The 22,532-nt window shown below is 72.5% G+C and carries 19 protein-coding genes, 1 other RNA gene and 1 pseudogene; 13 read left to right on the top strand and 8 right to left on the bottom strand.

All coding sequences use genetic code 11. The features are described 5' to 3' along the window. Window positions 1-51: 51 nt before the first annotated feature. Window positions 52-1,449, top strand: coding sequence for an MFS transporter (locus J8403_RS30450; protein WP_211125965.1), 1,398 nt, complete (start codon window positions 52-54; stop codon window positions 1,447-1,449). 20 nt (window positions 1,450-1,469) lie between these two features. Here the strand turns inward: J8403_RS30450 and J8403_RS30445 are convergent, their stop codons facing one another. Further along, the gene (locus tag J8403_RS30445) at window positions 1,470-2,372 is read right to left on the bottom strand and encodes an alpha/beta fold hydrolase (protein WP_211125964.1); all 903 of its coding nucleotides are present in this window, start codon (window positions 2,370-2,372) and stop codon (window positions 1,470-1,472) included. 133 nt (window positions 2,373-2,505) lie between these two features. Here J8403_RS30445 and J8403_RS30440 point away from each other — a divergent pair, with 133 nt between their 5' ends. From J8403_RS30440 to J8403_RS30430, 3 genes are all read left to right on the top strand, one after another. Further along, window positions 2,506-3,384, top strand: coding sequence for a LysR family transcriptional regulator (locus J8403_RS30440; protein ID WP_211125963.1), 879 nt, complete (start codon window positions 2,506-2,508; stop codon window positions 3,382-3,384). A gap of 142 nt (window positions 3,385-3,526) precedes the next feature. Beyond that, on the top strand, window positions 3,527-4,597 hold the full coding sequence (locus J8403_RS30435; protein WP_211125962.1) for a tartrate dehydrogenase: 1,071 nt from the start codon (window positions 3,527-3,529) through the stop codon (window positions 4,595-4,597). A 149-nt stretch (window positions 4,598-4,746) separates the two neighbouring features. Continuing rightward, on the top strand, window positions 4,747-6,039 hold the full coding sequence (locus J8403_RS30430) for a serine hydrolase domain-containing protein (RefSeq protein ID WP_246586066.1): 1,293 nt from the start codon (window positions 4,747-4,749) through the stop codon (window positions 6,037-6,039). A gap of 116 nt (window positions 6,040-6,155) precedes the next feature. On the opposite strand, the gene J8403_RS44810 is transcribed toward J8403_RS30430, so the two are convergent. Beyond that, on the bottom strand, window positions 6,156-6,233 hold the full coding sequence (locus J8403_RS44810) for a 50S ribosomal protein bL37 (RefSeq protein WP_370443954.1): 78 nt from the start codon (window positions 6,231-6,233) through the stop codon (window positions 6,156-6,158). Between the two features lie 326 nt (window positions 6,234-6,559). Here J8403_RS44810 and J8403_RS30425 point away from each other — a divergent pair, with 326 nt between their 5' ends. Next, on the top strand, window positions 6,560-7,084 hold the full coding sequence (locus J8403_RS30425) for a DUF6879 family protein (protein WP_211125961.1): 525 nt from the start codon (window positions 6,560-6,562) through the stop codon (window positions 7,082-7,084). A gap of 135 nt (window positions 7,085-7,219) precedes the next feature. On the opposite strand, the gene rnpB is transcribed toward J8403_RS30425, so the two are convergent. Next, window positions 7,220-7,621: RNase P RNA component class A (rnpB, locus tag J8403_RS30420), an RNA gene on the bottom strand. A gap of 196 nt (window positions 7,622-7,817) precedes the next feature. Between rnpB and J8403_RS30415 the strand changes: the two genes are divergently transcribed. Next, window positions 7,818-8,147: a DUF2795 domain-containing protein gene (locus tag J8403_RS30415; RefSeq protein WP_037947063.1), complete on the top strand. Its 330-nt coding sequence runs from the start codon at window positions 7,818-7,820 to the stop codon at window positions 8,145-8,147. Window positions 8,148-8,512: 365 nt separating this feature from the next. Here the strand turns inward: J8403_RS30415 and J8403_RS30410 are convergent, their stop codons facing one another. Continuing rightward, a complete protein-coding gene (locus tag J8403_RS30410; RefSeq protein WP_343245314.1) occupies window positions 8,513-9,730 on the bottom strand; it encodes a LacI family DNA-binding transcriptional regulator in 1,218 nt (405 codons plus the stop codon). A gap of 240 nt (window positions 9,731-9,970) precedes the next feature. Here J8403_RS30410 and J8403_RS43900 point away from each other — a divergent pair, with 240 nt between their 5' ends. The 6 genes from J8403_RS43900 (at window position 9,971) to eda (ending at window position 15,604) form a co-directional block, all read left to right on the top strand. After that, on the top strand, window positions 9,971-10,426 hold the full coding sequence (locus J8403_RS43900; protein ID WP_246586065.1) for an extracellular solute-binding protein: 456 nt from the start codon (window positions 9,971-9,973) through the stop codon (window positions 10,424-10,426). Between the two features lie 80 nt (window positions 10,427-10,506). Next, on the top strand, window positions 10,507-10,776 hold the full coding sequence (locus J8403_RS43895; protein ID WP_246586064.1) for a type 2 periplasmic-binding domain-containing protein: 270 nt from the start codon (window positions 10,507-10,509) through the stop codon (window positions 10,774-10,776). 20 nt (window positions 10,777-10,796) lie between these two features. Continuing rightward, window positions 10,797-12,047 carry a carbohydrate ABC transporter permease gene (locus J8403_RS43890; RefSeq protein WP_246586063.1) on the top strand — a complete coding sequence of 417 codons (1,251 nt, stop codon included), beginning with the start codon at window positions 10,797-10,799 and terminating at the stop codon, window positions 12,045-12,047. Window positions 12,048-12,265: 218 nt separating this feature from the next. Beyond that, entirely contained in the window at window positions 12,266-13,936 is a 1,671-nt protein-coding gene (locus tag J8403_RS30395) for a glycoside hydrolase family 13 protein (RefSeq protein WP_211128507.1), read from the top strand. A 90-nt stretch (window positions 13,937-14,026) separates the two neighbouring features. Continuing rightward, complete coding sequence (gene yaaA, locus J8403_RS30390; RefSeq protein WP_211125960.1) at window positions 14,027-14,830, top strand: peroxide stress protein YaaA; 804 nt, start codon at window positions 14,027-14,029, stop codon at window positions 14,828-14,830. Between the two features lie 114 nt (window positions 14,831-14,944). Continuing rightward, on the top strand, window positions 14,945-15,604 hold the full coding sequence (gene eda, locus J8403_RS30385; RefSeq protein WP_211125959.1) for a bifunctional 4-hydroxy-2-oxoglutarate aldolase/2-dehydro-3-deoxy-phosphogluconate aldolase: 660 nt from the start codon (window positions 14,945-14,947) through the stop codon (window positions 15,602-15,604). 170 nt (window positions 15,605-15,774) lie between these two features. Here the strand turns inward: eda and J8403_RS30380 are convergent, their stop codons facing one another. The 4 genes from J8403_RS30380 to J8403_RS30365 all read right to left on the bottom strand — a co-directional run bounded on the left by J8403_RS30380 (window position 15,775) and on the right by J8403_RS30365 (window position 19,797). Further along, complete coding sequence (locus J8403_RS30380; protein ID WP_211125958.1) at window positions 15,775-16,950, bottom strand: bifunctional RNase H/acid phosphatase; 1,176 nt, start codon at window positions 16,948-16,950, stop codon at window positions 15,775-15,777. Window positions 16,951-16,954: 4 nt separating this feature from the next. Then, window positions 16,955-17,698 (bottom strand): zinc ribbon domain-containing protein, encoded by a 744-nt coding sequence (locus J8403_RS30375; protein WP_211128506.1) that lies wholly within the window; start codon window positions 17,696-17,698, stop codon window positions 16,955-16,957. A 119-nt stretch (window positions 17,699-17,817) separates the two neighbouring features. Continuing rightward, the gene (locus J8403_RS30370; RefSeq protein WP_211125957.1) at window positions 17,818-18,678 is read right to left on the bottom strand and encodes a Nif3-like dinuclear metal center hexameric protein; all 861 of its coding nucleotides are present in this window, start codon (window positions 18,676-18,678) and stop codon (window positions 17,818-17,820) included. 87 nt (window positions 18,679-18,765) lie between these two features. Beyond that, on the bottom strand, window positions 18,766-19,797 hold the full coding sequence (locus J8403_RS30365) for an ABC transporter substrate-binding protein (protein ID WP_211125956.1): 1,032 nt from the start codon (window positions 19,795-19,797) through the stop codon (window positions 18,766-18,768). Between the two features lie 227 nt (window positions 19,798-20,024). Here J8403_RS30365 and J8403_RS44635 point away from each other — a divergent pair. Then, a pseudogene (locus J8403_RS44635) lies at window positions 20,025-21,176 on the top strand (hypothetical protein); the annotation flags it as partial. Window positions 21,177-22,532: the final 1,356 nt, after the last annotated feature.

Genomic DNA, 22,532 nt, shown 5'->3' with positions numbered 1-22,532 from the left:
GGTACGCGATCCACTCGATCCACTCGATCCACGGTGACAAGGGAGTCCCCCATGACGCATACCGGCAGTTCCGCCACCAGAAGGCCGGTCTTCCAGCCCAAGGTCGCCCTCGCCGCCGTCTTCGGCACCACGGTGGAGTGGTACGACTTCGCCCTCTACGGCACCGCGGCCGCCCTGGTCTTCAACAAGGTCTACTTCCCGGGCAGCGATCCGCTGGTCGGCACGGTCCTCGCCTACGGCACCTTCGCCATCGGCTTCCTCGCCCGGCCCCTGGGCGGCGCCTACTTCGGGGAGCGGGGCGACACCCAGGGCCGTAAGGGCGTCCTGGTGGCCACTCTGCTGATGATGGGGCTCGCCACCACGGCCATCGGACTGCTGCCGACCCATGCGCAGATCGGCGTCGCCGCGCCGGTGCTCCTGACCCTGCTGCGCTTCGTCCAGGGCTTCGCCGCGGGCGGCGAGAAGACCGGGGCGCTGATCATCCTCTTCGAGAACGCACCGCCCAAGTGGCGCGGTCTGCTCACCTCACTGCCCGCGATCGGCACCGGCACCGGCACCCTCCTGTCCACCGGCGCCTTCGCGCTCACCACCGGGCTGCTGTCCGAGGACGCCTTCCTCGACTGGGGCTGGCGGATTCCCTTCCTGCTCAGCGCGGGGCTGACCTTCTTCGGCCTCTGGGTGCGCCGCTCGCTGCCGGAGACCGCCGAGTTCCAGCAGGTGCGGCAGGTCCAGCAGGCGGGTCCCGCCACCGCGAAGGCACCGCGCCCGCTGCGGCAGCGGATCGCCGAGAGCCGCTGCGTGGCCGCCTGGCGCCGCTACCCCAAGGAGATGCTCATCGTGATCGGCGCGGGCGCCGCCGAGAACGCGGGCTACTACGTCTTCGGCACCTTCTCGGTCACCTACGCCGAGGACCGCGGCCTGTCGACCAGCGCACTCCTCAGCGGCATCTCGCTGGTCGCGGCCGTGAAGCTGGTGACGGTGCCGGCCTTCGGCGCGCTCTCCGACCGCATCGGCCGCCGCCCGGTCTCGATCGGCGGAGCCCTGGTGCTGCTGGCCGCCGCCTGGCCGTTCTTCACGGTGATCGACGGCGGCCACACCTGGGGCATCTGGCTCGCGCTCTTCATCACCCTGGGCATCGGCCAGTCCGCCGTCCTCGGCTCCCAGCCCGCCTTCTTCGCCGAACTCTTCGACACCACGGTCCGGTTCAGCGCGGTCGGCATCGCCAACAACATCGGCACCGTGCTCACCGGCGGCCTCGCCCCGATGCTCGCGTCCGCCCTGCTGCTCTGGTTCGACCACAGCGTCACGGGCGTGGTCGTCTTCATCGCCCTGATGAGCGCGCTCACCGTGGTCACGGTGGCCCTGGCGCGGGAGACGCGCGGGGCCGCGGAACCGGCCGAGGAGACGGCCACACGGAAGCAGGACGTGGACGTCCGGACGGCACCGTGACACCCGTGCGCGCCGCCGGGTCAGGCGCCGCCGTGGTCCGCGAGGAACGTCCGCAGCTCGCGCAGCGTCTCGTCCGGCGCCTCCTCGGGCAGGTAGTGGTCGCACGGCAGCGCCTGCCCGCGCACATCGTCCGCGTAGCCGCGCCAGACCTCCGGTACGTCGTAGTGGCGGCCGACGAAACCGTGCGCGCCCCACAGGGCCAGCAGCGGTGCGGTGACCCGGCGGCCCGCGGCGGCGTCCGCGTCGTCGTGGACCAGGTCGACGGAAGCGGCGGCGCGGTAGTCCTCGCAGCTGGCGTGGATGGCCGCGGGGTCCGAGAAGCAGCGGATGTACTCGGCCTGGGCCGCCTCGTCGAACGGGGTTCCGCCACCGTGGCGGGCCCCCATCCGGGCACGGATCCAGAACGCGGGGTCCTGGCCGATGAGGTGTTCCGGGATGCCGTTCTCCGCCGCCAGGAAGAACCAGTGGTAGTACCCGAGCCCGAAGTCCGCGTCGGCGTGCTGGAAGACGTACCGCGTGGGCACGATGTCGAGCACCGCGAGCGCGGAGACCGCCGCCGGATGGTCGAGGGCCAGCCGGTGGCCGACCCGGGCGCCCCGGTCGTGGCCGACGACCGCGAAGCGGTCGAAACCCAGCTCCCGCATCACCAGCAGCTGGTCGCGCGCCATGGCCCGCTTGGAATACGTGGTGTGCTCGGCGTCGGACACGGGCTTGTGGCTGTCGCCGTAGCCGCGCAGATCGGTGAGGACGACGCGGTGGGTGGCCGCGAGCGCCGGGGCGATGTGGTGCCAGATCATATGGGTCTGCGGATAGCCGTGCAGGAGCAGGACGGGCGGCCCGTCCCCGGCCGTGCGTACGTTGATTCCCACACCCTCGACGTCAAGGGTGCGGCGGTCGAAGTCGCCCAGCAGCTGATCGCTCATGAACCGATCCCAGCAGCCGCCGCGGTGCGCGTCCAAGACCCGTTGACGACAATCCTTATAGGCGACACCTATGGACGGGTGAGGGTGGCGACGGACCTGGGCGACGGACCTATGAGCGCGGGGAGGCGGCGCGGTGGATGTGCGGCAGCTGGAGTACTTCCTGGCCGTGGTGGACCACGGCGGATTCAACCGGGCGGCCGCCGCGCTGTATCTGTCCCAGCCCTCCCTCTCCCAGGCCATCCGCGCCCTGGAGCGCGACCTGGGCAGCGACCTCTTCCACCGCATCGGCCGCCGGGCGGTCCTCACGGACGCGGGCACGGCGCTGATCGCCCCGGCGCGGGAAGCGGTACGCAGCCTGCAGCTCGCGCGGGCCAGTGTGGAGTCGGTGCACGGGCTGCGCGGGGGCAGGGTGGACATCGCGGCCCCGCCCTCACAGGCCGTCGAGCCGCTGACGGGGCTGATCGACCGCTTCACCCGGGCCCATCCCGCGGTGTCCGTGCGGGTGCAGGCCGCGTTCACCCCGCGCGATGTGACGGAGATGGTGCGCACCGGCGTGTGCGAGCTGGGGCTGCTGGCCTCCCCCGAGGCCGAGCCGCAGGGCGATGTGCGTACGTACCCCCTGCTCGACCAGCGCTTCGTCCTGCTGACACCCCCGGACGGGCCGTTCCGCCCCGGAGTGCCGGTGCGCCATGAGCAGTTGGCGGGACATCGGCTGATCGTGGGCCAGAAGGGCACCGGGATGCGCCGTTTCGTCGACGACCTCCGGGCCGAGGGCGTCGCGCTGACCGTCGTGGTCGAGACCGAGCACCGGGTGGCGATCCTGCCGCTGGTCCTGCGGGGCGTCGGCCTGGCCGTGGTCGCGGACGCCTGGCGCGGCCTCGCCGAGCGGGCGGGGGCGCTGGTCCTGGAGCTCGAACCGAGCACCAGCCTGCATATCGCCCTGGTCAGCCGGCGGGCCCCGCTGACCCCGGCGGCGGAGGCGTTCGTCAGCAGCGCCACGGCAGCCACCTGAGTCGGGCAGCCCTCCCATAAGACGCGCCCGTAAGACCCGCCCATAAGACCCGCCCATAAGACCCGCCCATAAGGCGCGCCTATAAGCCACATGGAATCTGCGTCTTGGACGCGGTGGGCGCTCCCCTGCTGCAATCCCCTCCATGACGAACCGCCGTACGACCACCCACCGCATCGCTCTGATCCCCGGCGACGGCATCGGCAACGAGGTCATCCCGGCCGCCCGCCGCGTCCTGGACGCCGTGGCCGCCCGGCACGGCCTCGGCTTCAGCTACGAGACGTTCGACTGGTCCTGCGAGCGCTATGTCGACCAGGGCGCGATGATGCCCGACGACGGTCTGGAGCGGCTGCGCGGCCATGACGCGATCCTGCTCGGCGCGGTCGGCTACCCCGGCGTCCCCGACCATGTCTCGCTGTGGGGCCTGCTGATCCCCATCCGCCGGGGCTTCCAGCAGTACGTCAATCTGCGCCCCATCCGCGTCTTCGAGGGCGTGCCGAGCCCGCTGCGCGAGGCGGGGCCCGGCGATGTGGACCTCGTCGTGGTCCGGGAGAACGTCGAGGGCGAGTACGGCGAGATCGGCGGCCGCCTCGGGCGGGGGCTCCCGGAGGAAATGGCCGTCCAGGAGGCGGTGTTCACCCGTAAAGGCGTCACTCGCGTGCTGGACTACGCCTTCTCGCTCGCCGAGCGGCGCGGCGGCAATCTCACCTCGGCCACCAAGTCCAACGGCATCATCCACACCATGCCGTTCTGGGACGAGCTCGTGGCCGAACGCGCCGCCGCGCACCCGGAGGTGGCCTGGGGCCAGGAGCACATCGACGCCCTGGCCGCCAAGTTCGTCCTCGACCCGCGGCGCTTCGATGTCGTCGTGGCCTCCAACCTCTTCGGCGACATCCTCAGCGACCTGGCCGCCGCGGTCGCCGGCAGCATCGGCATCGCCCCCGCGGCCAACCTCAACCCCGAACGCGACTTCCCGTCCATGTTCGAACCCGTCCACGGCTCCGCCCCCGATATCGCCGGACGCGGTATCGCCAATCCGCTCGGCGCGATCTGGTCCGCCGCCATGATGCTCGACCACCTCGGCCACGCCGAGGCGGCCACCGGCATCACCGACGCCATCGCGACCGTCCTGGCGAAGACCCCCGTCCGCACCCCGGACCTGGGCGGTACGGCCACCACGGAGGAATTCACCGACGCGCTGCTCGAACTGGTCTGACTGGTCAGACTGCTGGTCGGACTGGTCTGACCCGCCTGGGGTGAGGCTGTCCCCAGGGCGATCCGGGTGGCTGACCGGATCGTTCCCGGGCCCGGCGGGCCTTTAGCGTGGCCATTCGGTCGCGGGTGGGGCTCGGAGGGGGACGACGGATGAACGTGATCAAGCACAGGCGGGCGCGGGGTGGACTGCTCACGCTGGCGGTGGCGATGGGTGTCGCGGCGGTGACACCGGCCGATACGCCGTGGCGGAACACCGCCGCCACGGCCACGGCGGCCGAATCCGGGGTGACCGAATCGACCGCGGCCGAGTCCGGGGTGGCCGAATCCACCGCCGCCGAATCCACCGTGACGGGGTCCACCACTGCCACGTCCACCAACGCCACGTCCACCAACGCCGCCGACCACACCCGGCTGCGCGCACTCCTGCGGCGGCTGACCACGGTCGACGGCGCGCCCGGAGCGCTCGTGGAGGTGCGGAACCGGCGCGGCGCCGGCTGGGTGCTGACCAGCGGCGTCGCGGATGTGAAGAGCCATGCGCCGGTGCGCCGTGACAGCAGGTTCCGGATCGGCAGCATGACGAAGCCGTTCGTGGCGACGGTCGTGCTCCAGCTGGTGGGCGAGCGTCGCGTCGTCCTCGACGCGCCGGTGGAGCGCTATCTGCCCGGTGTCGTCCGCGGACACGGGAACGACGGGCGGCGGATCACCGTCCGCCAGTTGCTCCAGCACAGCAGCGGTGTGCCCGACTACCTCGCCTACCTCACCCCGCGGGAGATCCTCGAGGACCCGCTCGCCCACCACGACATCCGCGACCTCGTGAACATCGCGCTCGCCCATCCCCCGACCTTCGAGCCCGGCACCGGCTGGCATTACTCCAACACGGGCTATCTGCTCGCCGGGATGCTCATCGAGAAGGTGACCGGCCACACCTACGGCGAGGAGATCCACCGGCGCATCATCGCGCCGCTCGGCCTGCGCGAGACGTACGTACCCGGCGACGCCCCGTCGATCCCCGGCCCGCATCCGCGCGGGTATGCGCGGCCGGGCGAGGACGCCCCGCTCCTGGACGTCACCGCGATGAACCCCACGGTCGCGGGCCCGAGCGGCAGCATGATCTCCAGCGGCACCGACCTCAACCGGTTCCTGGCCGCCCTCGTGGGCGGCAGGCTGCTGCGCCCGGCCCAGCTGCGGCAGATGATGAACACCCGCCCGACCGGCAACCCGGACGGCCGGGCGTACGGCCTCGGCCTGGAGAGCAGGCCCCTGCCCTGCGGCGGCCTCTCCTGGGGACACACCGGCGATGCGCTCGGGTACGAGACGATGGGCGGCGCCACGGTCGAGGGCCAGCAGGCGACGGTCATGGCGAACGTCGACCCGGGCGGCTCGGACGCACAGGACGCCGACATGAAGGCCGCCGTCCGCACGGCGCTGTGCGGGAGCCGGTAGCGCAGTGCCGCCGCGGCCACACGGACGACGGGGCTCCCCGTGCCCGGGCGCGGTGGCGCCACGCGCTCGGGGAGCCCCGTCGGTGTCACTCGGCGGAGTGCCTCAGACCAGGGTGATCAGGACTGGGGCCGGCTGCCGTGGTTGGCTCCGTTCTTACGACGGGCCTTCTTCTTGCGACGTCGCTTCGACGACATGTCGCCTCCTCTCCAACGGTGCTTTCGCCCTATGTGTACCGATCGGATCGGTATCTCAAGCGGTGATCACGCGGGCGCGTACCCAGCCCCGCCCCTCGCTACGTCACCCACTTCCGTGAAGCACCTCACGTCACCGCCCTGCCTTGCCATCCCGAGGAACCATCCCCGCGGGCGCGGGGAGCAGACTCTCGCCGAGCAGGGCACCTGCATCCCGCAGGACCCGGAAATGCACATCTCTGAAGCCCTGAGCCAGATGCGCATACCCGGCTGAGGAACGGGCATCGAGGTCCCCAAGTCCTCGATAGCGGCCCTGTTGGAGGAAGGCAGTGGAGCTGATCACCTCCGCCCAACGTGACAAGCTGTTCGACAGCTTTGAACGCGACGCTTTTCATCTGGAGCTGAGGGACGACTACGGATCTCCCATCGAGGACACGCCCTACGCCCGATGGCGGAGAGGCGAGCCGGATGACCTTGCGTGGCTCGCCCCCTGGATGACCCTCATGAAGCGCGTCACGGGCGAGGGGAAGACGGTCCGACGGGTCCGCGTCATCAGTGAGCCCCACTCTCGATATGTGGGCTGGGAGCACTCGTTGACCCACCTCAATATCGAGGCCGGCGAGGATATCCGCTGGTTGCCCCGGCACCAATTGGCTGAGGGTCTCACCTTCCCCGTACAGGGGAACGACTGGTGGCTGTACGACGATCGGCTTCTAGCTGTCGGTCACTTCGACTCCGAGGGCCGCGTACTGGGGTCCGAGGTCATAGACGACCCGGACATCGTGGCGGAGTGCTTCCGGCTACGCGAACTCCTCTGGTCCATCGCCACCCCACACTCCGAGTACAAGCCCTGACCCCGTGCATGTCCGTCGCACGGTAGGTGGTTCGCACGGAACTTTCTCTGAGTCCGGCATCCGGGCCATACGGCCCGCCCCCATACGGTCGGGGCGCCCCGGCAGGGGCGTGGGCCCAGGTCAGGTGGGTGGTGGCGGACGAGTCGGCCTGTACGCCGGGTTCTGTCTCCCGGGGGCCTTGCGGACCCCGGGGAGGCGGCCATCCATCTAGGACCGGCGTTGCCGCCGGTCTCGTGCGGTCTACCCGCGGACTCGGGCGGGCAGCCCTCGATCGTCCGCGCAGAGCCGCCGGGTGGCGGCTCCTCTTGACCTTGCTCCAGGTGGGGTTTACCGAGCCATCCGAGTCACCTCGGACGCTGGTGGTCTCTTACACCACCGTTTCACCCTTACCGGGGGCCGAAGCCCTCGGCGGTCTGTTTTCTGTGGCACTGTCCCGCGGGTCACCCCGGGTGGGCGTTACCCACCACCTTGCCGTGTGGAGCCCGGACGTTCCTCGGCGGGATCCGAAGATCCCGACGCGACCGCCCGGCCGGCTCGTCCGCCGTAATGACCATGATACCTGGCGAGGCGGCCGGACGGCTCAGAGGAAGCACGCCGTCTCCCACGCGAAGGAGACGTCGTTGACCTTTATGGTTCCGCCCCCCTTTGCTCCGTTCTGGGCGGTTTCCCCGATGGGCCCCCGGGCACCCGGGGGCCGTCCTGCGGACGGTCGCGGCGGTTGCGAGGAGGGCCCATGAGCGACACGGATGTGAACAAGGTGCTCGACGCCGTGCGGGATGTCGATTTCCCCGCGGGCAAGGACGAACTGCTGGACGCGGCGCGGCGCGCGGATGCCCCGGAGGGGGTCGTCAAGGCGTTGCGCGGTATTCCGCCGGAGGAGTACCAGAACCGCGAGGAGGTGGCACGGTCCGTGCGAGTGCCCCCGGACTCGGATCTGGGGCACAGCCCCGGGCAGCGCGGGGAGCAGGCCCGGCGGGGCGGCAGACCGGGGCAGTCTCAGTATCTGCGGGACGTGCCGAAGCCCCCGGTCGAGGAGGAGCAGGAGCGGGGCCGGGAACGCTGAGTCGGCCACCGGCCAGGGCCGCCGGCACCGGCCCGCGCCACCGGCCCCAGCCCGCGGCCACCGGCCCTGGCCCGGCGCCTCCGGCCCCTGCCGGGACCGCTGAGCCGATCACCTTCGCCCGGGCCGCTGCCGGCCTGTCTGACCTGCGAAGAGTTGACCTGCGAAGAAACGAGGGAGCTGATCGTCCGGCCCAGCGGCTCCCGCTTCGGCCCGGAGCGGGAGGGGCGCTCCCGGAGCGGGCAGGGCGCTGACGCCGACGGTCGGCCCGTGGGCCAGACCGGTGGTCGAAGGACCGGCCTGGTCATCGAGCTGTCGAGCCGGTGAGGGGGTCCCGAGCCGGGGCGGGAGTTCTGCGATTCGGCCTGTCAGGGTCGCGCGGGCCGGTCGGGGCGGGGCTCCGGGTGGGCCGAGGGCGCCGGTGGGGCCGTGCTGCCCCGGGGGATGACGCGGGTGGGGAAGACCACGTGGCGGGTGGGGTCGGCCTCCGGGTCGTCGATGATCGATCGGGCCAGCTCCGCGGCCGCGCGTCCGATCTCCTCCACCGGCTGGGCGACGGTCGTGAGGTCGAGCCATTCGGCGAGGTGGTGGTCGTCGAAGCCGAGTACGGACATCCGGCCGGGTATGTCGACACCGGAGGAGCGCAGCACCCCCATCACCTCGATCGCCACCTCGTCGGACTCCGCGAAGACCGCGGTGGGCGGGTTGCGCAGGCTCAGCAGGTGGCCGACCGCCTCGCGGATGCCCCGGCGGTGCCGGGCGACGGGGTAGAGCACCAGTTCCTCGTCGTACGGCAGCCCGGCCTCCTCCAGCGTCTTGCGGTAGCCGGTGAGCCGCTCCTTGGAGCTCCAGTAGAAGCCGGTGTCGTCGCTGGACTGGAGGAAGGCGATGCGCCGGTGGCCGAGGTTGAGCAGGTGGCGCATGCCGCGCTGGGCGCCGTCCACATCGTCGATGTACACGCTGGGCCGCCCGGGAGCGTGCTGGCTGACGAAGACCACGGGCATGCCCAGCGCGTCCAGCCGGGCGCGTTCTTCCGGGGTCAGGTCGAAGCAGGCGACCAGCATCGCGTCGGCGTTGCGCCGGGCGGGCAACCGGTCGAAGAACGCGCCGCGTTGGGCCAGGTCCGTGACGCTGTAGACGAGCAGGTCGAGCTCGGCTTCGCGCAGCACCCCGCTCACCCCGGCGATGGCGCTGCCGAGGAACCATGAGTCCAGGTGGGGGGTGAGCACGGCGATCCGCCGGGTCTTGCCCGTGACCAGGCTGGAGGCGCTGCGCGAGACGGCGAACGACAGCTCGCGGGCGGCCTTTTCGACCCGGCCGCGGGTCTGCGGGGACACGCTCGACAGTCCGCGCAGGGTCCGGGAGACCGTGGAGACGGAGACGCCCGCGCGCTGGGCGACGTCGGCCATCGTGGCCTCGGTCCCGAGGCTCCCGGTGTCTGCGGTGTCTCCGGTGTCCGCGGTGTCCGCGGTGTCTCCGGTGTCCGCGGTGGTTCCGGTGTCTTCGGGGTTTCCGTCGCCGTTGACAGCGCTGTCCCGGGTCGCGGGTGCGGTCGGACCGGCGGGGCCGTCGGAAGCTGCGGACATGGCGGGACGGTAGCACGCGGGCCTCCCTCCTCGACAAGGGTCTTCGCCAAGGTTTGGCAACGCTGTCATTCATCTCGCCACCATCTCGTCCTCGAACTTCCGCTGACACGACCGTTGACACCCGTCACAGCCCCCACCTAGCTTGCAAACGCTGTCAGAGAGGCAGCCCTGACGGGAACGGGAGGAGGGCGCATGGTTCTGAGCCGCAGAACGCTGCTTGCAAGCGCTGGCAGTCTCGCCATGACCGCCGGTCTCACCACCGCGTGCGGGACCAACAACCTTGACGATCTGTTGGTCAAGGCGAAACGGCCACCGAAGGGACCGGTGACCGTCCGCTGGTGGGCGGGGAAGATACCCGCCCGAGACGGGGGCGATATGCGCCCCGGCATCATCCGGGCGTTCCGCCGCAAGCACCCCGACATCCACATCGAGACCGTGAAGGCGCCCAGCACCACCGACGGCAGTCGGGTGGCGCTGACCACGCAGATCGGCGGGGGCTCCGCCACCCCGGACGTCTATCTCGGCGACACCACCTGGCCCGCCCAGTTCGGCGCCAACTACCTCGCGCTGCCGGTGGAATCGCTGGTGCCGAAGGGTTTCTGGGACCCCTATCCGCGGGCGCTGATGCGGGCGTCCAGCCTCAAGGGGAAGGTGTACGCGTTCCGCTTCTATACGGACGCCGCCTACCTCTACTAAGCAACTTCATCAACCCGAACGCGGAGAACCTCGGCGCCGCCGTCGCCTTCGCCCGCTTCTGCGCCGAGGAGGAGGTGCAGATGATGCTGCTGCGCCGGGCTGGGGTGCTGCCCGCGATGGACCGTGTGATCGACAGCCCGGCGGCGGCGCGGACCGGCGATCCGACCGTCACCACCACCCGGCGGCTGCGGCTGGTCGCCCGTCCGGTGCAGACGCCGTTCTACCCGCAGGTCAGCAAGGCGATCTACACCCGGGTCAATTCGGCGGTCGGCGGCTCGGAGCCGGTCGGCGGCGCGCTGCGGGCGGCCCGCTCCGACATCACCGCGGCACTGGAGGGCAAGGCGCTGTGAGTAGCACCAGTCACACGAGCATGAGCAGCACGGTGAGCCGGACAGCCGGTACCCCCAGGCACACGAGCACGAGCACCACGGTCGGCCGGACAGCCGGTACCGCCAAGCGCACGCGCCCGACCGCACGCCGCGCCCCCGTCCGCGCCCCCGTCCACGGCTCCACCGAGCGGCGGCTCGCCCGCGTCGGCTGGCTCTACGCCTCCCCCGCCCTCACCGTGATCGCGGCCGTCACCCTCTTCCCCATCCTCTTCTCCGTGGTCCTCAGCTTCTCCGAGGTGCACCTCAGCTACGGCGGGTTCCGGATCGACGGTTTCACCACCGGCAACTACGCGGCGCTGGCGCAGAGTTCCGCGTGGTTCGCATCGCTCGCCTTCACCCTCGGCTTCACCCTCGTCACCGTCGTCCTGGAACTGGCGCTGGGCACCGCCGCCGCCCTGGTCCTGGAGCGGCTGGGGGCCGCACGCGGCTGGATCCTGGCCGTTCTGCTGCTGCCCTGGGCGATGACCACCGCGCCCCTCTACTGGATGGCCACGGCCTCCTTCAAAGGCGCCGGTGAGATCAGCGCCAGCCCGCCCACCGTTCTCCCCCACCACCCCACCACCGCGAACTACGCGGACGCCTTCGGCGGCAACAGCCTCGGCCGGTACTTCTTCAACAGCGTGCTGGTGTCCGGGGTCTCCACGATCGTGGTGCTGGCGCTGGCCTTCTTCGCGGGCTACGCGCTCGCCCGGCTGCCGATGCGCGGACGCGGACCGATCATGGTCTCGTTGCTGATGATCTCGGTCTTTCCGTGCATCGCCGTGGTCACCCCGCTGTACCTGCTGGAGCGCTCGGCCGGGATGCTCAACAGCTATCAGGGGCTGATCATCCCCTACGTCGCGTTCAATCTGCCGTTCTCCATCTGGATCCTGCGCAACTACCTGCTGAGGGTGGAGCGGGCGCTGGAGGAGGCGGCCACGGTGGACGGCGCGAGTCCGCTGCGCACGGTGGTCTCGGTCATCCTTCCGCTGGCGCGGCCGGGGCTGTTCACGGCCGGGGTGTTCACCTTCACCGCCACCTGGGCGGAGTTCCTGATGGCCCTCACCTTCAACAGCGAGGACGCCTTCCGTACGGTGCCGGTCGGCATGGCCCTGTTCACCAGCCAGTACACGGTCCCCTACGGCACGATCTTCGCCGGCGCGATGGTGGCCACCGTGCCCATCGCCGTCCTCGTCCTGATCTTCCGGCGGTCGGTGATCTCCGGAATGACCTCCGGCGCGGTGAAGGGCTGACGTCGCCATGAACCGCGCTGGAACCGCCACGAAACGCCACGCCGGGGGTGACGCCGCCATGAGCTGACGCCCGCGGCGCACCGGCCGCACCGGCCGTGAACGTACGCCTCTCACCCGTACGCATCGCACCCGTACACATCCCCGCCCGTACGCACCCCCGCCCGTACGCACCCCCGCCCGTACGCACCCCCGCCCGTACCGATCACCGCGAGGACCTCGTGACCCTTCAGCCCTCGGACCCCAACTGGTGGCGGCAGGCCGTCTTCTACCAGATCTACCCCCGCAGCTTCGCCGACTCCAACGCGGACGGCATAGGGGACCTGCCCGGTATCACCGCCCGGCTGCCGTACCTCGCCGGGCTCGGCGTGGACTGCGTCTGGCTGAGCCCGTTCTATCCCTCCGCGCTCGCCGACGGCGGCTACGACGTGGCCGACTACCGCGCCGTCGACCCGCGCCTTGGCACCCTCGACGACTTCGACCGGATGGTCGCCGAGGCGGACCGGCTCGGCCTGAAGGTCATGGTCGACATCGTCCCCAACCACACCTCCAGCGACCACGCGTGGTTCCAGGAGGCGCTGGGCTCGGCCCCCGGCTCCGCCGCCCGTGCCCGGTACGTCTTCCGCGACGGGCGCGGCCCGGACGGCTCGCTTCCGCCCACCGACTGGGTCTCCTGCTTCGGCGGCCCGGCGTGGACCCGGCTCCCCGACGGGCAGTGGTACCTGCATCTGTTCGCGCCCGAGCAGCCGGACCTGAACTGGGACCACCCGGAGGTGCGCGCCGACTTCCTCACCACGCTGCGCTTCTGGTCCGACCGCGGCGTGGCGGGCTTCCGCGTCGACGTGGCCCACGGCCTCGCCAAGGACCTGGCCGAACCGCTGCGCGACATCGGGGACAGCCGGGGCTACGACCCGGACGAACTGCCCGAGGACGGCAGCCATCCGCTGTGGGACCGCGATGAGGTGCACGGCATCTTCCGCGAGTGGCGCAAGGTGATGGACGAGTACGACCCGCCGCGGATCGCCGTGGCCGAGGCATGGGTCCGCACCTCCCGCCGCACGCCCTACGCCAGCCCCGACGAACTGGGCCAGGCGTTCAACTTCGACTTCCTCTACACCCCGCTGTCCGCGCCCGCGCTGCACACCGCCATCGACGGCGCGCTGCACGACGCCCGGGCGGCCGGTGCCTCGGCCACCTGGGTGCTCTCCAACCACGACGTCATCCGGCACGCCTCCCGGCTGGCCCTGCCCGACGAACTGAGCCGGGCGGGACGGGAGGAGTGGCTGCTCGCCGACGGCCGGGAGCCGGAGGCCGACCGGGAGCTGGGACTGCGCCGGGCCCGGGCCGCCACCCTGCTGATGCTCGCGCTGCCGGGGTCCTCGTATCTCTTCCAGGGCGAGGAGCTGGGCCTGCCGGAGGTGGCCGACCTGCCCCGGGAGGCGCTCCAGGACCCGACCTGGGAGCGCAGCGGGGGGCGGATCAAGGGCCGTGACGGCTGCCGGGTGCCGCTGCCATGGGCGCGGTCCGGCCCGTCGTTCGGCTTCGGCGAGCGGGGTTCCTGGCTGCCGCAGCCGGAGTACTTCGGCGAGCTGTCGGTCGAGGCGCAGGACGGGGTGGCGGGCTCCACGCTGGAGCTGTACCGGGAGGCGCTGCGGCTGCGCCGTGCGCTCGGCGGCGACGAGGGCGTGGAGTGGGTCGGCTCGGTGGAGGAGCTGAGCGCGGGGGTGCTGCACTTCCGGCGCTCCACCGGCTGGCACAGCCTGAGCAATCTCTCGGCGGGCCCGGTGCCGCTGCCGGAGGGCCTGGAGGTGGTGCTGGCCAGCGGTCCGCTCGATGGGGAGGCCGGCGCCGCGGGCCGGGTGCCCGCGCAGACGACGGTCTGGCTGCGTTAGCGGGAGGTCGTAGGCTGCGGGCGGGGCGGGCGTGGCTTCCCGGGCCCGCCCCGCGCCCTGCCGCCGACGAACCCTTCGAGGAGATCCGCCGTGCTCGTCCTGCTGCCGCCGTCCGAGGGAAAGGCCACGGGAGGCTCCCGCTCCCCGCTGGACCTGGGAGCGCTGTCGCTGCCCGAACTGGGCGAGGCACGGGCGGAGGTCCTGGACGAGCTGGTGTCGCTGTGCTCGGGCGACGAGGCGAAGGCCGCCGAGGTGCTGGGGCTCAGCGAAGGGCTGCGCGGCGAGATCGCGAAGAACGCGGCGCTGCGGGAGGCCGGGACCCGGCCCGCGGGCGAGATCTACACCGGGGTGCTGTACGACGCGCTCGGCCTGGCCACCCTGCCCACCGCCGCCCGGCGCCGGGCGGGCCGGTCGCTGCTGGTGTTCTCCGGGCTGTGGGGCGCGGTGCGGATCGGCGACCGCATCCCCTCCTACCGCTGCTCGATGGGGGTGAAGCTGCCGGGGCTCGGCGCGCTGGGCACGTACTGGCGGAACCGGACCCCGATGGCCGAGGTGATTCCGCAGGCCGCCGGGCGCGGGCTGGTGCTGGACCTCAGGTCGGCGGCGTACGCGGCGGCGTGGAAGCCCAAGGGGGCGCTCGCCGAGCGTACGGCGACGGTGCGGGTGCTCCAGTCGAAGATCGTGAACGGGGTCGAGAAACGGTCCGTCGTCAGCCACTTCAACAAGGCGACGAAGGGCCGGATGGTACGGGACCTGCTGACCGCCGAGTCCACGCCGAGCGGTCCGAGCGAGCTGGTGGAGGCGCTGCGGGGGCTCGGGTACGTGGTGGAGGCCGCGGCACCGGAGCGGGCGGGGCAGGCGTGGGGGCTGGACGTGGTGGTGACCGAGCTGTAGGGCTTGGGGAGCCAGGTGGCGTTCCGAGCCGCGGCGCCCGGGAGCCACCTCGACGGCGCATGGGCGTTGCGGCATGCGCAACCACCATTGCGCAGTGCGCGCACCATGGGCAGGATGGGCGCCGTGACTAGCACCGCGCCCTCCCCCGGTTCCCCGGCGTCCTCGCTGCTCGATCTCGCCCCCGTGATCCCCGTGGTCATCGTCCATGACGCGGCCCAGGCGGTCCCGCTGGCCCGTGCGCTGGTGGCGGGCGGGCTGCCGGTGATCGAGGTGACCTTCCGGACGCCCGCCGCCGCGGACGCGATCCGGGCGATCGCCGAGGAGGTCCCGGACGCGGTCGTCGGCGCCGGGACCGTCCTGAGCCCGGAGCAGGTGGAGACGGCCGTCGCCGCCGGGTCGCGCTTCCTGGTCACGCCCGGCTGGACGGACCGGCTGCTGGGCGCGCTGGACGCGTCCGGCCTGCCGTATCTGCCGGGCGTCTCGACCACTTCGGAGGTCGTGGCGCTGCTGGAGCGCGGGGTCGAGGAGATGAAGTTCTTCCCGGCGGAGGCGGCCGGGGGCACGCCGTATCTGAAGGCGCTCGCCTCACCGCTCCCCCAGGCCCGCTTCTGCCCGACCGGCGGTGTCAACGCCGCGACCGCCCCCCAGTATCTGGCCCTCCCCAACGTCGGCTGCGTGGGCGGCACCTGGATGCTGCCCCCGGACGCGCTGGACGCGGGCGACTGGGGGCGCGTCGAGTCCCTGGCCCGGGAGGCGGCGGCACTGCGGGGGTGACCTTCGGGGGGACCTTCTGAGGCATCCCCCGGGTTGACCTCCCGAGGCATCCCCCGGGTTGACCTCCCGAGGCATCCCCCGGGGTGACCTCCCGAGGCATCCCCCGGGGTGACCTCCCGAGGTACCCCCCGGGGTGCCCCGGGGAGTGACAGCCGCTGCGGTCGGCGCCCCTACCGCAGATGCGCCGTCTCGTTCAGCAGCCTCACCGACGCGTTCCCGTCCGCGTAGTACGCCACCGCCGACAGCGACGCCGCCGAGAGCTCCATGCGGAACAGGGTCTCCGGTGGCGCGCCCAGGGCCAGCCGGACCAGGGTTTTGATCGGTGTGACATGGGTGACCAGCAGCACCGTACGGCCCGTGTAACGGGCGATCAGCTTGTCGCGGGCGAGCGCGACCCTGCGCGTGACCGCCGCGAAGCTCTCGCCGCCGCCGGTCGGGGCCACCTTGCTGGAGGCCAGCCATGCCTCCAGGTCGTCCGGGTAGCGCTCCTTGACCTCCGCGAAGGTCAGGCCCTCCCAGGCGCCGAAGTCCGTCTCCCGCAGCCCCTCCTCGACGCGGACGTCCAGGCCCAGGCGCCGGGCCACCGCGTCGGCGGTCTCCCGGCAGCGGCGCAGCGGTGAGGTGACGATGGCCTGGATGGTGCCACGTGCGGCGAGCGCCGCCGCCACCCGCTCGGCCTGGTGGCGGCCCACATCGGAGAGCCCGGGGTCGGTGCCGCCGCTGCCGGAGAAGCGCTTCTCGGGGGTGAGCGGGGTCTCCCCGTGCCGGAGCAGGACGAACGTGGCGGGGGTGCCCAGGTCCGCCGAGCCCCAGCCCACCGCCGGGGCGCCGGTGGCCGCCGGCTGGGCGAGGGCGTCGTCGGCGGGGGCGGCGGCCTCCGGCGCGCCCGCCGCCAGTGTGCCGCCGGGCGGCACCTTCGGCTGCCACTGCTCGCCCCGCTTGCCCGCGTCCATCGCCTCGTTGGCGAGCCGGTCGGCGTGCTTGTTCTTCTCGCGCGGGATCCACTCGTACGCCACCCGGCCGGGCGGCATGATCGCCTTGGCCTCGGCGGCGAGCGGCCGCATATCGGGGTGCTTGATCTTCCAGCGGCCCGACATCTGCTCGATGACCAGCTTGGAGTCCATCCGCACCCGGACCTCGGCCTCCGGGTCCAGGGCGTACGCCGCCCGCAATCCGGCGATCAGGCCCTTGTACTCGGCGACGTTGTTGGTCGCCGTGCCGATGTACTCGGCCACCTCGGCCAGCGGTTCACCGGTCTCCGCGTCGAGCACGACCGCGCCGTAACCGGCCGGCCCCGGGTTGCCCCGGGACCCGCCGTCCGCCTCGACGACGAAGCGCCGCGCCATCGCCCTACAGCCCCGACTCGGGCGTACGGACCAGGATCCGGCGGCAGTTCTCGCACCGCAGCACCGTGTCGGGGGCCGCCGAGCGCACCTCGTTGAGCTCGGTGATGGCGAGCTCCTGGCGGCAGCCGTCACAGCTGCGCTGGTAGAGCCGGGCCGCGCCGACACCGCCCTGCTGCTCGCGCAGCTTGTCGTAGAGCTTCAGCAGATCGGCGGGGATGGTCCCGGCGATCACCTCGCGCTCCTTGGTGGCGGTGGCGATCTCGGCGTCGATCCCCTCGGCCGCCGCGTCCCGGCGCGTCTGGGCGTCGCCGATCTTGGACTGGAGGGACTCCACCCGCTCGGTCAGCTCGGCGATCCGCTCCTGGACGGACTCCCGGCGCTCCATGACCTCCAGGACGACGTCCTCCAGATCGCCCTGGCGCTTGGCGAGGGAGGCGATCTCGTGCTGGAGGTTCTCCAGATCCTTCGGCGAGGTGACGGCACCGGAGTCCAGGCGCTTCTGGTCGCGGGCGGCGCGCTGGCGCACCTGGTCCACGTCCTGCTCCGCCTTGGTCTGCTCGCGGGCGGTGTCGCTCTCCTCGGTCTGCGCGGCGATGAGCAGGTCGCGCAGCTGGGTGTGATCGGCGTTCAGCGTCTCGATCTCGGCGTGCTCGGGCAGCGTCCTGCGCTTGTGCGCGAGTTGCGACAGCCGGACGTCGAGCGCCTGGACGTCGAGGAGGCGGATCTGATCGGCGGGCGCGGCATTCAGCGTGGGGCTCCAGGGGAGTCGAGTGGGACGGAAAACGAGGTCAGGGAAGTCACGGGGTCGAGGGGGTCAACGGGCGGACACTGCGAGCGGGTGTTCAAGCGGTGCGGGGTCGTGCGGGGTCAAGCGGAGAAGGACGGGGCGGCCGCGCGGACGGCGGGGGCCGTGGCGTGGGCCGTCCAGGGATCGGTGACGATACGGGAGACATGCGTACGCAGGCCCCAGCCGTGCCGGTCGGAGATCTCGTCCAGCTGGGCCGCGGCCTGTTCGGTCCAGGGCCATTCGGTGGCCCAGTGCGCGGCGTCCACCAGGGCGAGATCGCTGTGCTCGCGTGCCTCCGAGGAGGGGTGGTGGCGCAGATCGGCGGTGAGGAACGCGTCGACCCCGGCCGCGCGCACCGCGTCGAAGAGGCTGTCGCCGGAGCCGCCGCTGACGGCGACCCGGCGGAGCGTACGGTCCGGGTCGCCCGCGGCGCGGATGCCCTGCGCGGTGGCGGGCAGCCGGGCGGCGGCGCGCTCGGTGAACTCCCGCAGCGTTTCGGGGTGGTCGAGCTCGCAGACCCGGCCCAGACCGCGGCGGCCCTCGGGGTCCGTGGCGTCGGGCACCAGCGGGCCGACGATCCGCAGGTCGAGCGCGCCGGCGAGGGCGTCGGAGACCCCGGGGTCGGCGGTGTCGGCGTTGGTGTGCGCCACGTGGAGCGCGATGTCGTTCTTGATCAGCGTGTGCACCACCCGGCCCTTGAAGCTGGAGGCGGCGACCGTGGTCGTCCCCCGCAGATAGAGCGGATGGTGAGTGATCAGCAGATCGGCGCCGAGGGCCACCGCCTCGTCGGCCACCTCCTGGACCGGGTCGACGGCGAACAGCACGCGGGTGACCTCGGCCTCGGGGTCACCGCACACCGTGCCGACGGCGTCCCACTGCTCCGCCCGCTCGGGCGGCCAGAGGGCGTCGAGTGCGGCGATGACGTCGTTGAGTGCGGGCACGGGGCAAGGCTACCTCCCGGATCAGGGCTGAGCCCTGCCCTGGCCTTCACGCAGCGCGACGACGGTCCCGGTGGAGCCGTGCGCGTATCAATGGACGAGGTAGCCGCGGAGGTCGTCGAGGACCCGGTCGGCGGCGGTGACGCCGAGGCCCAGGTACCAGGTCTCCTCGTCGACGTTCTTGGCCCGGCCGTCCTTGACCGCCTTGAGCTTCTTCCACAGCGGGTTGGACTGCGCCTGGTCGCGCTTGGTGGCCTTGGGGTCGCCGTAGACGCCGGTGAAGATCCAGTCGGCGTCGGCCTCGTCGATCCGCTCCGGGCCGATCTCGGCGGCGAGGTCGTTGATCTGCTGGTTCTTCGGGCGCGGCAGTCCGACGTCCTCGAGGATGGTGCCGATGAAGGACGCCTTGGCGTAGAGCCGGGTGGCCTGCGGCATGAAGCGGAGCATGGTGACGGTCGGCTTGTCGGGGCCGATGTCCTCGCCGAGCTTCTTCGCCTTCCGCTCGTACGCGCCGAGTGCGCGCTCGGCGTCGGCGGTCCGGTCCAGGGCCGCGGCGTTGAGGAGGTAGTTCTCCTTCCAGGTGAAGCCGGGGCGGATGGCGAAGACGGTCGGGGCGATCTGCTTCAGCTCGTCGTAGAGCGGCTCGGCGCGCAGCTTGCTGCCGAGGATCAGATCCGGGTGGAGGGCGTTGATGGCCTCGAGGTTGAGGTTGTTGATGGTGCCGACGTTCTTCGGGTTCCCGGCGTCCTTCTTGAGGTAGTCGGGTATCGCCTGGTCACCCTCGGAGGGGGCGTAGCCGACCGGCTTGAGCCCCAGCGAGACGACGTTGTCCAGCTCGCCGACGTCGAGCACCACGACCCGCTTCGGCTTGCTCTTGAGCTCGGTCTTGCCCATCGCGTGGGTGATGGTGCGCGGGAACGCGCCGGGCTTCGCGTCCGTGCCCATCTTCGCGGTCTGCTCGGCCGCCGAGCCGAAGTCCTTGCCGCCCTGGGCGACGGACTTGCCGCCCCCGCCGTTGCGCTTGGCGCCGTCCCCGTTGTCCGACGATCCACAGGCGGCGAGGGACAGCGCCCCGGCCAGGGCGAGGGCGAGGGCGGCGGTGCCGCGGACGCGCAGGGACATGACGGAGCTCCTGGAATTGCAGGGGCGCGCCGTTCTCACGAGCGCGCCAGACGCACTTAGGTGTGCCTTACTTTAATCACAAACCATCCTCCCGTCGCTTACAGCACATTCACCCCCGACCTCTCAGGCGAATCGGGCAAGAGCCACACTTACGGGTGGAGCACACCCATTACGGCCTTCGGCAGGGAGTACGAAAACTACGTTCTGTGGCCGGAGGTGACTGACCGATGACTGCCTGTGCCTTCGACACCGCCCTCACCGGGGGCGTCGGCGACCGGCCACGAGGGGGTTTCACCATCGCCTCGGACCGCTCGTACGGCGCGCGGCTCGCGCTCAGCGACGAGGCGTGCTGCTGGTACCCCGAGCGCTGGACGCTGGACGGCCCGGAGCCCTACGCCGTGCCACTGCCCGCCGCCCAGCCCGAGGAGCCGGACAGCGAACTGCTGCCCCTGGCCGACGGGCAGGTGCTCATCCACCGCCGGGTGGCCGGGCACCACGCCTTCTCGCTGCTCTACCCGGCCGGCCCCGGCACCGGCGAGCGCCCGCTCGGCGGCATCGACCGCGCCGAGGTCTCGCTGCTGCCGCCCGCACCCGGCGGGCTGTGCGCGTTCGCACTGGGGCGCGGGCCGCGGTCCACCTCCATCTGGCTGGTGGCCGGGGGCGGCGTCCTCGCCCCCCAGCATCTGGCCGAGGTGCCCGGCCGCTGTTCGGGCGGCAGTTGGCTGGACCGTACGGGCCGGCTGCTGGCGCTCGACCGCGAACTCGACGGCCGGACGAAGACCGTGGTGGTCGATCTGCGGCGCGGCGGTGAGACCAGCCCACTGCTGCAGATCACCGAGCGCAGCGACGACCGGCTGCTGCTCGCCGACCCCGACAGCGGTCTGCTCCTCCTGCGGTCCGACGCGCCCGGGGAGGAGCGGCTGGGGTGGGGGGTGCTGGGCAGCACCCGGCCGGTGCGGTTCCCGGACTGTCTGCGGCCCGCGGGCTGGTCGGAGGCCACGCCGTTCGCGGTGCAGCCGGGTCAGGTGCTGACGCCGGAGGCGTGCGCGGTGGCCTTCCGCGTCGACGGACGGGGCGCGGCCGGACGGCCGTGGGTGGGCGTATGGCGCCCGGCCGAGCGGCGGCTCCGCGAGTTCCCGGCCCCGGAGGGCTGGCTTCCGGGCGCGGGCCTGTGGACCCGGGACGGCGAACTGCGGCTGCCGTACGCGACCCCGCAAGTGCCCTGCGGACTGGCCCGGGTGCGGCCGTCGGGGGTTCCGGGGGTGGCGGCGCCGAGGCCGTCGGGGGGGTTCTGGGTACCGGCGGCGGCGACGGGTGGCGCGGGGGCGGCGCGGGTGGCGGGCGTTCCGGAGGGGTCGGGCGGGGTTTCGGGTGGGGCGTCGGGCGGGGTTTCGGGTGGGGTCTCGGGCGGGGTTTCGGGTGGGGTGGGCGCGGTGGGTGCCGGGATCGGTGGCTCGGGTGGAGTGGGCGCGGTGGGTGCCGGTGGTGGGGCGGGCGCGGCGGGCGCCGGGGGCGGGGCCTCGGGTGGGGCGGGCGGCGGCGCAGGCGCGGCAGGTGCCGGGATCGGCACGTCGGGCGGGGCGGGCGCGGGGGGCGCGGGGGGCGGGGCCTCGGGTGGGGCGGGCGGCGCGGCAGGTGCCGCGATCGGCGTCTCGGGTGAGGCGGGTGCCGTGATCGGCACCCCGGGCGGGGTGGGCACCGGGATCGGCGCCCCGGCCGGGGCCTTGAGCGCCCCGCGTACGGGGGAACCCTCCGAGGCGCCGGAGCTGTCCGGGACCCCTGAGTCTCCGTGGCCACCGGACAGCGCGACCGGGTCGTGGCGACGCGACGAGTCGACCGGGTCGTGGCGACGCGACGAGTCGACGGGGTCGTGGCACCAGGACGAGTCAACCGGAGCGTGGCGATCGGACGACGTGACAGGGGCGTGGCAGTCGGACGGCACCACGGGATCGTGGCCAAGGGACAACGCGACCGGATCGTGGCGGCCGGACGAAGCGACGGGGGCGCGGCGGATCGCGCGGGTGACGCGGGTGTTGTCCGAGCCCTCCAGCCGGGTGGCCGAGCCCTCCGCGCGGCACGCCGAGTCCTCCGGCCGGGTGGCCGCAGGGCCTCCGCATCCGGCAACGCCCGGGGCGCGGGACGTGCAGACGCCGCGGGCGACCGCCCCCGCGGCCGAGATCGCGACCCGGATCACACCGTGGACCCGGGTCGGCGGCCCCGGCAGCGCGGACCCCGCGCGAGTGCCTGGGCTGACGCCGCTGCGGCCGCCTGGACCGGCACCGGAGCTGAGACCGTCGCGAACGGCCGGACTGACGCCTGAGCTGAGACCCTCGCGGACGGCCGGACTGACACCGTCCCGGACACCCGAGCCGATGCCAGTGCCGGTCCCGATGCCGGTGCCGGTTCCGGCGCGGGAGCGGTCGCCGATGCCGGTGCGGATGCCGGAGCCCGAGGGCGGATCGGGTGTCGAGCCGTGGGGCGGAACCGGTTCATGGGCCGGGGTCGAGCAGGAGATGGGGCCCGAGCCGGACCCCGATCCCAGCGCCGGTACCAGCCCCGCCCTGCGGCCCGTACCGCTGCAGCAGGCACCGCTCGCCCGGCCCCCGCAGCCCCGGCCACCCCGCTGGGTCCGGGATCACCGCCGTGGTTAGACTCGATCGGGGGCTGCGCGTCCCCGCGTTCCGTCACGCGCGGGGCGCCCCGGGCGATGCGCATGGAAGGGCGTGCGCCATCGT

Origin of the sequence: Streptomyces yatensis (assembly GCF_018069625.1) — a bacterium.
GTDB lineage: Bacteria > Actinomycetota > Actinomycetes > Streptomycetales > Streptomycetaceae > Streptomyces > Streptomyces yatensis.
The sequence above is the reverse complement of the archived record's forward strand: the minus strand, read 5'-3'. Positions and strand labels throughout refer to the sequence as shown.

Excerpts from the sequence above, each read along its gene's own strand:
- J8403_RS30450 (WP_211125965.1), top strand. The coding sequence starts at position 52 with ATGACGCATACCGGCAGTTCCGCCACCAGAAGGCCGGTCTTCCAGCCC.
- J8403_RS30445 (WP_211125964.1), bottom strand. The coding sequence starts at position 2,372 with ATGAGCGATCAGCTGCTGGGCGACTTCGACCGCCGCACCCTTGACGTC.
- J8403_RS30435 (WP_211125962.1), top strand. The coding sequence starts at position 3,527 with ATGACGAACCGCCGTACGACCACCCACCGCATCGCTCTGATCCCCGGC.
- J8403_RS30430 (WP_246586066.1), top strand. The coding sequence starts at position 4,747 with ATGAACGTGATCAAGCACAGGCGGGCGCGGGGTGGACTGCTCACGCTG.
- J8403_RS44810 (WP_370443954.1), bottom strand. The coding sequence starts at position 6,233 with ATGTCGTCGAAGCGACGTCGCAAGAAGAAGGCCCGTCGTAAGAACGGA.
- J8403_RS30415 (WP_037947063.1), top strand. The coding sequence starts at position 7,818 with ATGAGCGACACGGATGTGAACAAGGTGCTCGACGCCGTGCGGGATGTC.
- J8403_RS30410 (WP_343245314.1), bottom strand. The coding sequence starts at position 9,730 with ATGTCCGCAGCTTCCGACGGCCCCGCCGGTCCGACCGCACCCGCGACC.
- J8403_RS43900 (WP_246586065.1), top strand. The coding sequence starts at position 9,971 with ATGACCGCCGGTCTCACCACCGCGTGCGGGACCAACAACCTTGACGAT.
- J8403_RS43895 (WP_246586064.1), top strand. The coding sequence starts at position 10,507 with ATGATGCTGCTGCGCCGGGCTGGGGTGCTGCCCGCGATGGACCGTGTG.
- J8403_RS43890 (WP_246586063.1), top strand. The coding sequence starts at position 10,797 with ATGAGCAGCACGGTGAGCCGGACAGCCGGTACCCCCAGGCACACGAGC.
- eda (WP_211125959.1), top strand. The coding sequence starts at position 14,945 with ATGGGCGCCGTGACTAGCACCGCGCCCTCCCCCGGTTCCCCGGCGTCC.
- J8403_RS30380 (WP_211125958.1), bottom strand. The coding sequence starts at position 16,950 with ATGGCGCGGCGCTTCGTCGTCGAGGCGGACGGCGGGTCCCGGGGCAAC.
- J8403_RS30365 (WP_211125956.1), bottom strand. The coding sequence starts at position 19,797 with ATGTCCCTGCGCGTCCGCGGCACCGCCGCCCTCGCCCTCGCCCTGGCC.